The organism is Psychrobacter faecalis (assembly GCF_016107575.1).
In the GTDB taxonomy this organism is placed as follows: domain Bacteria; phylum Pseudomonadota; class Gammaproteobacteria; order Pseudomonadales; family Moraxellaceae; genus Psychrobacter; species Psychrobacter faecalis.
In genome coordinates, this window is the sequence record NZ_JABAST010000033.1 from 1 (window position 1) to 13,276 (window position 13,276).

Consider the following 13,276-nt stretch of genomic DNA (forward strand, 5'->3'; position numbering starts at 1 on the left):
GCTTTATCTGGCGTGTACTATCATTCATTGCAAGATGAATTGAGGACACGCCCTAGATAATGAATGTTTTGCGCTTCATTAACAAATTTATCATCCGCTAAAATCACATCACGATGCAAGGATATATTGGTTTTGATACCTTCAATCACCAATTCGTCAAGCGCATGCAGGGTTTTAGATATCGCTTGCTGACGTGTTTGACCGTGACAGATCAGCTTGCCAATCAAGGAATCATAATAGCTTGGAATCTCATAACCTGGGTAGAGGTGCGAGTCAAAACGCACGCCCGCGCCACTTGGGGCAAACAACTGATTGACCGTACCTGGACAAGGCATAAAGGTCGCTGGATCTTCGGCATTGATACGGCATTCTATGGCGTGGCCTTGAATTTCAATCTCGCTTTGACGATAAGATAAACCGTAGCCGGCGGCGATTTTAAGCTGTTCAACGACGACATCGATGCCGGTAATCATCTCAGTCACTGGATGCTCAACCTGCACGCGAGTATTCATCTCAATAAAAAAGTATTCATTATTTTCAAATAAAAACTCAAACGTACCCGCGCCGCGATATTTGACCAGCTCACAAGCTTTGACGCAAGCATTTAAAATAGGCTGACGCACATCGTCAGGGATATCTGGGGCAGGTGCTTCTTCTAAGACTTTTTGGTGACGACGTTGTAATGAACAATCGCGGTCATACAGATGAATGGCATTGCCATTACCATCGCCCAGTACTTGCACTTCTACATGACGCGGATTTTGGAGATAACGCTCCATATAAACGGTATCATCACCAAACCACAGCTCAGCCTCTTGTTTGGCAGCTTGTACTTGGCCAATAAGCTCATCAAAACGCTCAACAACGCGCATACCGCGGCCACCGCCACCAGAAGCAGCTTTAATCAAGAGGGGAAAGCCGATATTGCGCGCTTGCTCTTCAGCGTTATGCAAAGTGACGGCACCCACTGAACCGGGGACTGTTGGTACGCCCGCTTTTTTCATGGCATTAATGGCTGATACTTTATTGCCCATTAAGCGAATGTGGTCAGCATTGGGACCGACAAAGGTCAAACCAGCTTCTTCAACACGTTCAGCAAACTCAGCATTTTCTGCCAAAAAACCATAACCGGGGTGAATAGCATCAGCACCCGTGATTTCAGCGGCGGTCAAAATGGTGCTAATATCGAGATAGCTTTGGTTGGCGTTGGGTTTGCCAATACAGATGGCTTCATCAACAAAGCGCAGATGCATTAAATTGGCATCCGCCGTTGAATAAACACCAACGGTCTCTATGCCAAGCGCCTTGCAAGCTCGAACGATACGTAGGGCAATCTCACCTCTATTGGCGATGAGCAGTTTTTTTATCATGGGGTCATCCTTGTCAAAGCGGCAGTCATTGATAGCCTCGCTATTTTGGACATCGTAACAGCAAACTGCGCTACATCAAATTTAGACAAATCGAGCGCTGATGTCGATGAATAATAACGAGGTCTCAATCATTACAAAGTAAAGGTTGGTAGATAGCGTTACGCTTTATAGCGTATGACTGGCTGACCAAACTGTACCACTTCAGAATTATCCACTAAGATTTCATCAATGACGCCGCTTTGAGTCGCTTCAAGAGGATTCATGATTTTCATGGCTTCAATGATACCAAGCGTATCGCCTGCTTGTACTTTTTGACCGACCTTTACAAATGGCGGGTCATTAGGACTTGGGGCTGAATAATAAACACCCACCATTGGCGAGGTTTCAACGCTGCCAGCTTTGACAGCGGCTTTTGCGGCGGCAGCGACAGGTGCAGCACCTGCGGCAGGCGCAGCCATCATCGTCGGTGCTGGCGCATCATAGTGACGAGTCAAACTGATGTGTTCGTCATCTGAGCTGATTTCTAAATTAACCAGTTCACTTTCTTCCATGAGTGCGATCAGGGTGCGTATTTTTTCAATATCCATAATTTTAATTTTGCCTTGTACTAATTTCTAGAAAAAAAATAGTGTAACTAAATATTGTATTGGTAATTGCTAATGATACCTATATTCACGCCAATGAGCAATCGATGTACAGTTGTTAACTGAGTTTTTTTACATATTATGACGTAAGCGTGCTTAAGCGTAAGAAATATTCAATGATTTATCATAGTCGATGTCATAAGGTAGCGCCAGTCATGGTTACTAGACGCTACGTTCGAACCAAGCGTATGAGCGCATCAAGCCCATAATGTTGTCAAGCGTTTTTGCTGATAGCGCAGACGCAAACTTAATAATATAGACGATAAGAATAAGCCTGTGATGAGCGCCATCCAAAAACCCTGCGCGCCAACGTCGGTGAAGCGCACCAGATAAACGCCAAGCGGTAAAGCAACCAACCAATAACAAAATAGCGTCACCCACATCGGCACATTGGTATCTTGCATACCGCGTAATATACCAGCGACATTGACTTGCCAGCCATCAAATAATTGATAAGCGAGGGCGAAAATGAGTAAGTGCATGGCTTGCGCGCGTACCACAGGATTATCGGTGAATGCCGCCGCCAATTGCGGTCTAAACAACCAAACGCCAAGCATAGAAACCAGCGCAATGATAACCGTCCATACAAGCCCTGTGGCTAATACTTGACGCAGCGCCATCAGATTTTTTTCACCAAAGCGGTTGGATATCATAATGGTCAGCGCCATCGCCACCGAGATGGGTATCATAAACAGCTGCGACGTCACTGATAGCGCCACTTGATGCGAGGCGGTCGCAATCTCACCGAGCGGACTGATAACTAGTGCCCCTAAACTAAATAAACTGGCTTCAAAAAAGATAGAGATACCAATCGGAATACCAAGTTTTAGTAATTTTTTAATTTGCGTGCGGTTAGGACGGGCAAAAGCATAAAAGAAGCGCGTACTGGCAAATTGCTGACGTTTGGTAAAGCTCGTATATGTCGCTAACAGCAAGACATTAATCCAAAGTACGATGGCCGTTGCTACCCCGCAACCAGCGCCGCCCATTTCGGGCATACCAAATAAACCGTGGATAAAAATATAGTTAAGCGGAATATCGGCAAGTAGCCCGATGATACTAATAACCGTCACCGGCTCTGGTCGGCCGAGCGCCTCACAGTAACTGCGCAGCACGGCATAGACCGCGATTGCCGGAAAACCGAACGATACCCCATGTAAATATTGCGCAGCGATGGGTTGGATGTTTTCAGGTACGCCCATCACCCCAAGTATATTGGGCGCTAGATTGACAATGATAAAGCCGAGAATACCAATGACGCCGGCCGTCCATAACGATTGCTGGGTAATATGCGGCACTTGGCTATGATTGTTTTGGCCGATGGCTTCGCCGATAAGCGGCGTGGTGGCAATCAAAATACCCGTTGCCAATAAAAACAGCGGCAGCCAAATACCGGAGCCGACAGCCACGGCCGCCAAATCAAGGGCGGAGACTTTACCGGCCATAATGGCATCGACGACACCGAGCGCAGCTTGGCAAAACTGGGTAATTAAGATAGGGAGGGCGAGTACGCCTAAGCGTAAGCTGTAACTTTTAAAATCTCTAAAGGATAATGGGAAAACCATAATGAGCAACTTTTTATTCTTTGCAGTAATTATTGTGGATGAGCAAATGCTGCCATCAACAAGTTAATAGCGAAACAGTGAAATAGGATTGGTGCGACGATAATACTCCGATAAATAATATGAGCAAGTCCATTTTTAATGATTATTAATAACAACATGCCGACAGAGTAAAAAATTAAACAGTTAAGACCAAAATGAAAGATGACCCGTCAATCCATAAGTAGAATTGAGAGGTCAAGATAAGAAAGTTTTGTTAAATTCGCATTAGGATTGGTATTTTTCAAATTTTAATGATTTACCAGTCCTACGTTATGGTTAAATGGCGCTAGGCGAATTTGGCAACAGATTCAGCTCTTCTGCCATATCCATAATCGTGTTCCAATGCTTGGGTTCAAGCGGCAAAATGGTCAGCTGCTCACAGCCTTTTCTTAGCAATAAAGAATCCTCAAGCGCCGGCAAAAATTTAAGCTGCGCTAATGGCAGTATATCCGTAAAAGCCTGCTCAAAAGTCACATCTACCATGTACCAGCGCGGCTCATCTTCAGTTGCTTTAGGATCATAATGGCGATGTTCGGGGTGAAACTGGGTGGGGTCGGGATAACCAGCTTTACTGATAGTCACGATACCAGCGACGCCAGAAGGTTTGGCGCTAGAGTGATAAAAAAATGCTTTGTCATCAACTTTCATATCATCACGCATAAAGTTGCGGGCGCGATAATTACGTACCCCATCCCACATCTCCGTGCCTGCACCTTGTAAGTCTCCTATGTTAAAACAGCGGGGATTAGATTTGATAAGCCAATATGCCATGGTCTTTATCCTTGTAAAATTATTAATGTAACCATAATGGTTTCATAGTGATGGCTTTAAAAGCTGCCCACCATCTATTTTTATTCCATATTTATTTTCATTCTTTGTAGTCATCTAGCTTATCTAGCATTACCACTATCGGCCATTGCTATAAACGCCGATTGTTCCCAATACTTTTATGGCCAATTTATGCTGATTAGGCTTTTCTTTAGCGCGCCCAGCCGTTATCCTAGCGCTACTTTCTGCTGACGACCGCAGCTACTCCTTTATAGATAAGTCCGCTTATGTCAAATATCAAATCCTCTCATACTCCCAACGATCTTGATTTGCCTCATCGTAACCAGCATGGTGTTTTTGCGGTAAAAGATATTCCGTTAGCACTTTATATCCATATTCCTTGGTGTGTGAAAAAGTGCCCTTATTGTGATTTTAATTCGCATGAGCTGCCGATGGACAGTCAGCTATCTATGTATGATGAATACGTCGATACGCTATTACTTGATGCAGCGTCACAGCAAGCGTTAACCCAAGGGCGAGAAATCAGCTCAATATTTATCGGTGGCGGTACACCGTCGCTACTGCCCATTGCCCAGTATCAACGTTTATTTAACGGTTTGCGTGAGATTTTTCAGTTTGCAGGTGACATTGAAGTGACGATGGAGGCCAATCCAGGCACCCTTGAGCATGCACCATTTGCACAGTATTTAGATGTAGGCATCAATCGTTTGTCGATTGGCGTACAAAGCTTTGCTGCTGGCCAGCTCACCACGCTGGGGCGTATTCACAATCCCGCCCAAGCATTATCAGCTATTAAAGCCGCTCGTCGCGCTGGATTTGAACGTGTCAACGTCGATTTGATGCATGGGCTACCGCAGCAAACGATGAGTGAAGCCCTGAACGATATTCAAATGGCGCATGAGGCAGGTGCTACACATATTTCTTGGTATCAGCTAACGATTGAGCCAAATACGGTGTTTTATCGCAGTCAGCCGATTTTACCCGATGAAGATAATTTGGCAGATATTGAGCAAGCAGGGCAGACATTGCTTGAGCGTTTGGGCTATGACAACTATGAAGTGTCGGCCTGGGCAGGTGCGTCCGATAAACCTTGCCGTCACAACGTCAATTATTGGCAATTTGGTGATTATTTAGCGATTGGTGCTGGTGCGCACGGTAAAGTCACCATTGATGATAGATATGGAAATCAAACATTAACGGCTGATAAATTGTCTGATGAGGTATTAAAAAAGGTATCAACAGAGACGGGTATTTATCGCTTTAGCAAATCTCGTATGCCAAAAGACTATATGACTTTTGATATCGACACGATGAATAATATAAAAAAAGAGGGCGCGCCAAAAATGGTCGGTTGGCAGGCAATCGCGAGTGATGAGCTGGTCAGTGAGTTTATGCTCAATGCTCTACGCTTGCATGAAGGCGTGACATGGTCTTTGTTTGAAGCTCGAACAGGGCTGAGCTATGACAATATTGCTCTAGAAGTAAATCAACTTATTAAACAAGGGCTATTGATAGATGATAATGAGCACCTACAGCCAACAGCATTGGGTAGAAGATATCTTAACCAGATATTAAGAGCATTTTTATAAAGTGTGCAGACAAAAAAAGAAGCTTACCAAATGATAAGCTTCTTTAATATAAGCCTAAAAAGGCTTAGATTTTGTTTTGTACTTCTTGTGCAGTACCAGTTACAGCGCCACCAGCACTTGATACGTCTTGGCCTAGACCTTTAAACGTGTTGCAACCAGTTAGTACAAACATAGCAGTCAAAGAAGCGATAACTAATTTTTTCATAATTTTTTCCTCAAAAAAGACAGGGTTTATAAGTAATAACAGTAAACTATAGCGTTTTGCTTAAGTTTCACTGAGGGGTTACAGGATACAAGGACAATGTTTTTAAATTATCTCGTTATCCATTAGGGTCATGATAATCAAAGTTAAAATCAGTGCCCAGTATCAAAATGTAATTATTGGCAGTAAACTGTAACTTTTGATTACGTCTGTTATATACGTTTAGACAAAATGCTTAAATCATTTATGGAGTTTGTATGACCATTCATATCGTGTTGGTAGCGCCAAAGATGCCTAGCAATACTGGCAATATTATCCGCTTATGTGCCAATAGTGGGGCGCAGCTACATTTGGTCAGGCCGTTAGGGTTTGAGCTCGACGATAAGAAGCTACGCCGTGCAGGTCTCGATTATCATGAATACGCTCATCTGCAAGTACATGACGATTGGGCAATGACCAAGCAAGCGCTACAAGCGGCTGGTTGCGAGATTATCACCGCACTGACGACCAAGCTGAGTAAACCGTTTTATGACTATGATTTTAGCGGACAAACGACTCAGCATTTAGATAGCAGTGCGTCTAATAGTCCATCTTCAAATCATGTGGCGCTGGTTTTTGGTTCTGAAACGGCAGGGCTGCCAGAGGATATCCGTACCGATATCGGCGCTGATAACTGGCTACGCTTACCAATGCTTGCGGATTCGCGCAGTTTAAATCTTTCTAATAGCGTGGCAATATGCTTGTATGAAGTTTGGCGACAGCAAGGATTTGACGGCGATGAAGGTCGCAGTATCGGTTATGACACCTTGACCGTTTATGACCCAAAATAGAGTAGAGATAGAGAAGCTAGCAGGGTAATTGGGTAAAAAAGCGGTTAAAGAAAATCAGTCGTTTAATTTTCTTTAACCGCTTTTTTGCTGCTTTTTTTATAAACCACGTGCTTTATAAACAATTTGGCGGTTTTGGCAAGCCAGCAAGCCGATTGACATGACGGGCAACCAAACCCGTACTAAATAACTGCTGGAGCTTTTGATTGCTGATGTCATGCTCAGGCAAGGTTTGCTGTAGCCATTTAATCAGCGGGCGGGTCGCTGGCGCGTGATTGAATTTGGTAAAAAATGCGCGTACCTGCTGTAAGATGGCTAAATGTTCAGCATTTAAAGTTACATCTAGAGTATTCGCGAGCTGCTGCGCAATCGTAGGCGTCCAAACTGTATGGTCGCATAAATGCCCGTCTTGGTCTAAGTCCACTGCAGTCATCTTCTCAGCAGGTGTAATATCATCTTTAGAATTCATCATAGAGCAATTGTTACCACTTTATCAAAGGTAGCGCCATTCGCATAAGTATTTTGAGTTAAGGCGACCCATTCATCATCGCTCAAAACAGCCGTTAATTTGGCGGATAAATTGAGCTTTGCCGCCGTATTATCATTCAGCTGCGCTACGTCCTCAGCGAGAGCATAAATAGCCGCTACATCTTTTGTTTCAATGTACTCAAGGTCTTCCAAATAAGCATTAAACCAGTCAATAAAAGCGACCGTTGTGCCCAATAATATAATGCTATCACCCGCACGCCATGTCGATGTCATTTGTTCTGTGCTGCGTCTGAGCGTATCCATACTGCTATGTAATTGATATAAAGTTGCCATAATCGTGTCCGCTTACTTACTATATTTGTTGTCATATTAAAATAAATATTAACAATGTAAATTCGTCCTAGCCCAAAAAGTTGCTACTAAAAGACTAAGATCTGGTCAAATTCTTGCGAATTTACCACCTCTGGTATCAAGGTCAGCTGCGTCGCCAAATCTGCCGGTAACATGCCCGCAATCCAACCGCTAAACACATCGTCCGGTAACCAAGCGGCTGGCATATCATATAACTCAAGCGACTGAATCATGCCATGCAAACGTGATTCAGGCTGCATTAAAAAACCAAAGACCGGCGCATCCAAATACAGCTGCACCTCATGACCAAAAGTCGCTAAGGTTAAAGCCAGCGCGCAGCCTTCATAACTTACCATCTCGGTAGGCGTATGCAAGCGAATGAGTAATTTCATGATGTATTCCTAATCTGATTATCGCCAACCACTATTATTCATCTGGTTATTATTAAGTTGGCTGTTTTGACAGCGAGTTGTCATGTAAAACGCTGTTTAAAACTGGAGTAAACGACAGTTACCTTGCATCATCATCGCAAGCTCACTCAGTCCTACCAGCTTAAAACTAGCTGCCAGATTTTCGCTATCTAACTGATGGCGAGTGCTATTTTCGCTATCTGAAATACCGCGGCTAAGCGCCGTACTGACACAAACAGGCAGCGTCAACTGATATTGCTCAGCAAGCTTTTGCCACTCTTGAGTGATATTCATCTGGTCTGCTGACTGCCAGCGCAAGCGATTGGCGGTATTGGCGGCATCGGCATAGAAAAAAATATTCAATGGCGCAGGTACGTTTTCATTATTATCGCTGTTATCGGTCTCATCATTATTGTTCGTGTCATTATTATTTGTATCAGTGTTTGCTAGATAGGTACGCGCATAGCGTAGCGCAAGATATGCCAGCGGATGGCTGGGATCAGCAGTAATTAATAATAGCGGGGTTGTGGTCGTCATAATCGCGGTGTCACTTATGATGAATGAGAATAAAGAAAAAAGCACAGCGTCTCAAGATTTTTAAGACCCAAAGTGTTTAAAACTCAAGATTTCTAGGTTTAGGTTTTAAGTCCTTTTAAGTATTGGCTATTGTAGCATTATTCGCAAAACTTTCTTATGTTCGTCAGTTCTTAGTCAGTAAAGTGCTGTCAGTAGCATGGCTGAGGATTTATGCTACTATAAAAATCCTAAAATAAGATTGTTTATAGCCGCGTTAATATTGTAAAAATAATTTTTGCGATTGATGTGGTTTTTATAGCTTTATGCTGCAAGGAGTTGTCGTCGTTATGCTATCTACCATGCCTAGTAGTACAGGCTTTCAGCCTAGCCCAGAGCAGCTACAAGTGCTACAGACTGCCAGCGAGTTTGCTTATCAGGTTTGGAAAAGTCGAACGGGCGCTTGCCAGACGTTTTTGCGCAGTTATCCATTACAGAGCACGTTAACGCGCCAGCAAATTGATGATTTGATTCAAGATTATACCTTGGATGAGAATTATCAGCTCGCCAATGAAGACAAGGTAATGAGTGGTTTGCGGCATTTGCGTATGCTGCTAATGATGCGCTGGATTTGGCAAGATGCCTTGGCCATGATTGAGCTTGAGCAATTGACCGATGAGCTGTCTGAATTTGCCGATGGCTGCATTTTATTTGCCAAAGACTATACCTATCAGCAGCTGATTGCGCAATATGGGCAGCCGACCTTTATTAATGCGAAGGGGAATGTGCAAGTCGATGATATGGCGATTATGGCAATGGGTAAGCTTGGCGCGCATGAGCTCAATTTATCCAGTGATATCGACCTTATTTTTGTGCATCAGGCGCGCGGTGAAACAGACGGTGACAAAGCAAAAGGCACGCGCAGTATTGATAACAAGCGTTTTATGACCCGGCTTGGACAAGGTATTATTAGACTGCTCGATAATAATACCGCTGATGGTTTTGTGTTTAGGGTTGATATGCGTTTGCGTCCGTGGGGCGATGGCAGTGATTTGGCGATTCATTTATCCGCATTGCAGAAGTACTTTGCCCAGCATGGGCGGGCGTGGGAGCGTTTTGCTTGGCTCAAAGCCCGCGTGGTTGGACACATCGAGCAGCCGTTTTACGATGACATACAAGCGCTGATTAAGCCTTTTGTATTTCGTTATTACGTTGATTATAGTGCTTTTTCAGCCCTCAGAGAGATGAAGTCTCTGATTCAAAATCAAGTCGCTCAGCGCGAAGACTTAGACAATATCAAGCTTGGCGCGGGTGGTATCAGAGACATTGAGTTTATCGTTCAAGCCTTTCAACTGATTTATGGTGGTCGGCATCCGCAGTTACAGGTTAAGTCTTGTTTGGCAGCGATGCAGGCACTGTGTCAACTTGGGTATTTAGAAGAAACTACTTATCAAGAACTGCAGGCAGCTTATCGTTTTTTACGGCGCCTTGAACACGGTATTCAAGCGATTAACGATCAGCAAACGCAGCGCTTACCGCATGACCCAGAGTGGCAGCATAATTTGGCAATGACCCTTGGCTTTGATGATTGGGCTGGGTTATTAGCGACGCTGAATGATCACCGCTATCATGTCAATGTGCCGTTTGAGCGTATGGTTACTGAACGGCAGATACCGGATCAAGACGATGATGAGTTTGAGCCTGAACATCTAAACGAGCAGATTGCGCGCTTAAATGAGGTATTAACTGAAGAAAATCGCGAGCGTTTACAAGGTTTTTGGCAGTCAAAAATGGTCGCCAATTTGAGCGATGAAGCGCGTGAGCGTTTGGATGATGCGTATCCTGTGATTGTCCACGCGCTCCTTGTCCATGAAGAGCAGCAGCAACTTGCTAATATCGCTTTGCCGCGTTTAATAAATTTGCTAGAAGCCATTTGCCGCCGTTCTATTTATTTGGTGATGATAGCAGAAAACCCCAATGCCACCGTTGAGCTGATTCCGATGTTGTCGGCTAGCCCTTGGATTGCAAAAGAGTTGGCGCAGTATCCGGTACTTTTAGACACGTTTTTGCAGCAGCGCTATCGACATCTGCCAGACAAGCTTGAGCTGCGTGATATTTTGCGCCAACAGTTGTTGCGCGTAGAGCCTAACGATGAAGAAGAATTGCTGAGCGTACTGCGATTGTTTAAAAAGAACCAAGTGCTCGCAGTGGCTGCCAGTGACGTGCTGGCAGAGCGCCCTATCATGAAAGTGTCAGACTCACTGACCTACATTGCTGCTGTGGTGTTAGAGGCGGCGCTGGAGCGTGCCTTTGCGGAAATCGTCAAACGTTATGGTTACCCAATTGGTCAAGATGGCGATCCGGTCACCGAAGCGGATTGCGGCTTTGCGATTATTGGTTATGGCAAGCTTGGCGGGCTTGAGTTATCCTATTCATCCGATTTAGACTTGGTGTTTTTGCATAAAATAAAAGAGCAGGGCATGACCACGGGTGAAAAATCGGTCAGTGGTATGAAGTTTGCCGCCCGTTTGGCGCAAAAGCTGATGACTTATCTGAATACCCAAACTCGTGATGGCCGTGCTTATGAAGTCGATATGCGCCTGCGTCCCTCGGGCAATGCGGGCATGATGGTGGTTTCTTGTCATGCGTTTGAAACCTATCAGCTTGAGAAGGCTTGGTCTTGGGAGCATCAAGCATTGGTACGGGCGCGAGCTATCTGCGGTGATAAGCGCGTGACCGCCCGTTTTTGTGACATTCGTCGTACCGTTTTGGCGCTACCGCGTACCATTGAGCAAGTCCGTATCGAAGTAACCAGTATGCGTATTAAAATGCAAAAGCATTTGGGCACCAGTCAGCACCAGCAGCAAGCGGGCAAGTTCCATCTTAAACAAGATGCGGGCGGTATTGTAGACATTGAGTTTCTCGCGCAGTTTGCGGTATTGGCTTATTCGCATGAACATCCAAGCTTGACCAAATGGAGTGATAACGTACGTATTTTTGAAGAAGTTGCCGCGCTTGGTATTTGGGAAGTAGAAGTTTGCCAAGATTTGACCGATGCGTATTTACGTATCCGCGCCGCGACCCATCAATTGGCACTATCTGAGCAATCGTTACTGGTGGATGAGTCATTATGGACAGAAACGCGAGCACTGGTACAAGCGCAGTGGCAGCATTTGATGGGCGTAGAATCTGCTGAATAATCCTGCCATAAAACAATAATGCGGCGTTATAAGTTCATTGCAATAAGCGTAGGGCTTTGATAGCCATTGTAACGAATGGTATATGAATAAAAGCCATGCAGTGATAAACTAAAATATTGTATTTGCTTCTCGTGCCGGTGCTATAATCACTGGCACCTTAAATTTGCAGATAGAAAAATTGCATCTGAAATTGCATCTAAAAATAGGCACTCAGTGTCAGCAGGCAATTTTACTTAAAACACTTATTTAACCATTAACACTCAACAAGAAAAGTTAGACGTCAGCGCTAGCATAAGGACTATTAAATGAATATGGCAACACAAGAAGGTAAGCTTTGGATGAATGGCACGATGATTGAACAGCCAGATGCCAAGGTTCATGTGCTTACGCATAGCCTGCATTATGGTATGGCGGTGTTTGAAGGGGTACGTGCTTACCAAACGGCTGACAATCGCACTGCGATTTTTCGCTTAAAAGACCATACCGATCGTCTACTGGGTTCTGCCAAAATATTTCAAATGAATGTACCGTTTGATGCAGCCGCACTTGAGCAAGCGCAAAAAGATGTGGTTAAGCAAAACAACTTGGCAGAAGCCTATATTCGCCCACTTATTTGGGTTGGCGCCGAGAAATTGGGTCTATCATCGCGTGACAATAGTATCAATGCGATGGTCGCTGCTTGGCATTGGGGCGCATATCTTGGTGAAGACGGTATCAAAAACGGTATCCGTGTAAAAACCTCGTCATTTACCCATCACATGACCAACGTGACCATGTGTAAAGCTAAAGCCTCAAGCAACTATCCTGTGTCTATAATGGCTAACCAAGAAGTCACGCGTAATGGCTATGATGAAGCTATCTTGATGGACCCACAAGGTTATGTCTGCCAAGGCGCGGGCGAGAACTTGTTCTTAGTCAAAGATGGTGTACTGCATACCCCAGATTTGGGCGGCGGCGCCCTTGACGGTATCACTCGCCGTACTATCATTCAATTCGCTGATGATTTGGGTATCAAAGTCGTTGAGCGCCGTATCACTCGTGACGAGTTTTACTTAGCCGATGAAATCTTTATGACAGGTACCGCGGCTGAAGTGACGCCTATTCGTGAATACGATGACCGCGTCATCGGTAATGGTGGTCGTGGTCCATTGACTGAGAAGTTGCAAACCTTGTACTTTGATGTAGTCCATGGCCGTAATGAGCAATATATGGATTGGTTAAGCTTTATTGATTAATTTTTAAAGCTGCATTTTATTTTTAAAACCATATTGTATGAAATAAAAAAGCT

At 44.4% G+C, this 13,276-nt stretch carries 13 protein-coding genes; 4 read left to right on the top strand and 9 right to left on the bottom strand.

The window, feature by feature from the left end; all coding sequences use genetic code 11:
- Window positions 1-20: 20 nt before the first annotated feature.
- The 4 genes from accC to JFC07_RS10100 form a co-directional block, all read right to left on the bottom strand.
- A complete protein-coding gene (gene accC / locus JFC07_RS10085; protein ID WP_198328976.1) occupies window positions 21-1,370 on the bottom strand; it encodes an acetyl-CoA carboxylase biotin carboxylase subunit in 1,350 nt (449 codons plus the stop codon).
- Window positions 1,371-1,528: 158 nt separating this feature from the next.
- Window positions 1,529-1,957, bottom strand: a complete 429-nt coding sequence (gene accB, locus JFC07_RS10090) for an acetyl-CoA carboxylase biotin carboxyl carrier protein (RefSeq protein WP_144296917.1) — start codon at window positions 1,955-1,957, stop codon at window positions 1,529-1,531.
- Between the two features lie 254 nt (window positions 1,958-2,211).
- Window positions 2,212-3,579, bottom strand: a complete 1,368-nt coding sequence (locus tag JFC07_RS10095; protein WP_198328977.1) for an MATE family efflux transporter — start codon at window positions 3,577-3,579, stop codon at window positions 2,212-2,214.
- Window positions 3,580-3,894: 315 nt separating this feature from the next.
- The gene (locus JFC07_RS10100) at window positions 3,895-4,389 is read right to left on the bottom strand and encodes an EVE domain-containing protein (protein WP_198328978.1); all 495 of its coding nucleotides are present in this window, start codon (window positions 4,387-4,389) and stop codon (window positions 3,895-3,897) included.
- Window positions 4,390-4,673: 284 nt separating this feature from the next.
- Here JFC07_RS10100 and hemW point away from each other — a divergent pair, with 284 nt between their 5' ends.
- A complete protein-coding gene (hemW, locus tag JFC07_RS10105; protein WP_198328979.1) occupies window positions 4,674-5,996 on the top strand; it encodes a radical SAM family heme chaperone HemW in 1,323 nt (440 codons plus the stop codon).
- A 64-nt stretch (window positions 5,997-6,060) separates the two neighbouring features.
- Here hemW and JFC07_RS10110 read toward each other — a convergent pair whose 3' ends face one another.
- Complete coding sequence (locus JFC07_RS10110; RefSeq protein WP_144296920.1) at window positions 6,061-6,201, bottom strand: entericidin A/B family lipoprotein; 141 nt, start codon at window positions 6,199-6,201, stop codon at window positions 6,061-6,063.
- Between the two features lie 254 nt (window positions 6,202-6,455).
- Here JFC07_RS10110 and JFC07_RS10115 point away from each other — a divergent pair, with 254 nt between their 5' ends.
- Window positions 6,456-7,028: a tRNA (cytidine(34)-2'-O)-methyltransferase gene (locus JFC07_RS10115; RefSeq protein WP_144296921.1), complete on the top strand. Its 573-nt coding sequence runs from the start codon at window positions 6,456-6,458 to the stop codon at window positions 7,026-7,028.
- A 112-nt stretch (window positions 7,029-7,140) separates the two neighbouring features.
- Here JFC07_RS10115 and JFC07_RS10120 read toward each other — a convergent pair whose 3' ends face one another.
- The 4 genes from JFC07_RS10120 to tusD all read right to left on the bottom strand — a co-directional run bounded on the left by JFC07_RS10120 (window position 7,141) and on the right by tusD (window position 8,812).
- Entirely contained in the window at window positions 7,141-7,497 is a 357-nt protein-coding gene (locus JFC07_RS10120; RefSeq protein ID WP_144296922.1) for a TusE/DsrC/DsvC family sulfur relay protein, read from the bottom strand.
- Window positions 7,494-7,847, bottom strand: coding sequence for a hypothetical protein (locus tag JFC07_RS10125; RefSeq protein ID WP_068408717.1), 354 nt, complete (start codon window positions 7,845-7,847; stop codon window positions 7,494-7,496). The genes JFC07_RS10120 and JFC07_RS10125 overlap by 4 nt, the downstream gene beginning before the upstream one ends.
- Window positions 7,848-7,933: 86 nt before the next feature.
- Window positions 7,934-8,257, bottom strand: coding sequence for a hypothetical protein (locus JFC07_RS10130; RefSeq protein ID WP_068408719.1), 324 nt, complete (start codon window positions 8,255-8,257; stop codon window positions 7,934-7,936).
- 96 nt (window positions 8,258-8,353) lie between these two features.
- The gene (gene tusD, locus JFC07_RS10135; RefSeq protein WP_068408721.1) at window positions 8,354-8,812 is read right to left on the bottom strand and encodes a sulfurtransferase complex subunit TusD; all 459 of its coding nucleotides are present in this window, start codon (window positions 8,810-8,812) and stop codon (window positions 8,354-8,356) included.
- Between the two features lie 326 nt (window positions 8,813-9,138).
- On the opposite strand from tusD, the gene glnE reads away from it, so the two are divergent.
- Window positions 9,139-11,988, top strand: a complete 2,850-nt coding sequence (gene glnE, locus JFC07_RS10140) for a bifunctional [glutamate--ammonia ligase]-adenylyl-L-tyrosine phosphorylase/[glutamate--ammonia-ligase] adenylyltransferase (protein WP_082894412.1) — start codon at window positions 9,139-9,141, stop codon at window positions 11,986-11,988.
- A 305-nt stretch (window positions 11,989-12,293) separates the two neighbouring features.
- The gene (locus tag JFC07_RS10145; RefSeq protein WP_068408726.1) at window positions 12,294-13,223 is read left to right on the top strand and encodes a branched-chain amino acid transaminase; all 930 of its coding nucleotides are present in this window, start codon (window positions 12,294-12,296) and stop codon (window positions 13,221-13,223) included.
- Window positions 13,224-13,276: the final 53 nt, after the last annotated feature.

What these genes read in the sequence shown, in the direction of transcription:
- accC (WP_198328976.1), bottom strand. Translation starts at nt 1,370, where the DNA reads ATGATAAAAAAACTGCTCATCGCCAATAGAGGTGAGATTGCCCTACGT.
- accB (WP_144296917.1), bottom strand. Translation starts at nt 1,957, where the DNA reads ATGGATATTGAAAAAATACGCACCCTGATCGCACTCATGGAAGAAAGT.
- JFC07_RS10095 (WP_198328977.1), bottom strand. Translation starts at nt 3,579, where the DNA reads ATGGTTTTCCCATTATCCTTTAGAGATTTTAAAAGTTACAGCTTACGC.
- JFC07_RS10100 (WP_198328978.1), bottom strand. Translation starts at nt 4,389, where the DNA reads ATGGCATATTGGCTTATCAAATCTAATCCCCGCTGTTTTAACATAGGA.
- hemW (WP_198328979.1), top strand. Translation starts at nt 4,674, where the DNA reads ATGTCAAATATCAAATCCTCTCATACTCCCAACGATCTTGATTTGCCT.
- JFC07_RS10110 (WP_144296920.1), bottom strand. Translation starts at nt 6,201, where the DNA reads ATGAAAAAATTAGTTATCGCTTCTTTGACTGCTATGTTTGTACTAACT.
- JFC07_RS10115 (WP_144296921.1), top strand. Translation starts at nt 6,456, where the DNA reads ATGACCATTCATATCGTGTTGGTAGCGCCAAAGATGCCTAGCAATACT.
- JFC07_RS10120 (WP_144296922.1), bottom strand. Translation starts at nt 7,497, where the DNA reads ATGATGAATTCTAAAGATGATATTACACCTGCTGAGAAGATGACTGCA.
- JFC07_RS10125 (WP_068408717.1), bottom strand. Translation starts at nt 7,847, where the DNA reads ATGGCAACTTTATATCAATTACATAGCAGTATGGATACGCTCAGACGC.
- JFC07_RS10130 (WP_068408719.1), bottom strand. Translation starts at nt 8,257, where the DNA reads ATGAAATTACTCATTCGCTTGCATACGCCTACCGAGATGGTAAGTTAT.
- tusD (WP_068408721.1), bottom strand. Translation starts at nt 8,812, where the DNA reads ATGACGACCACAACCCCGCTATTATTAATTACTGCTGATCCCAGCCAT.
- glnE (WP_082894412.1), top strand. Translation starts at nt 9,139, where the DNA reads ATGCTATCTACCATGCCTAGTAGTACAGGCTTTCAGCCTAGCCCAGAG.
- JFC07_RS10145 (WP_068408726.1), top strand. Translation starts at nt 12,294, where the DNA reads ATGAATATGGCAACACAAGAAGGTAAGCTTTGGATGAATGGCACGATG.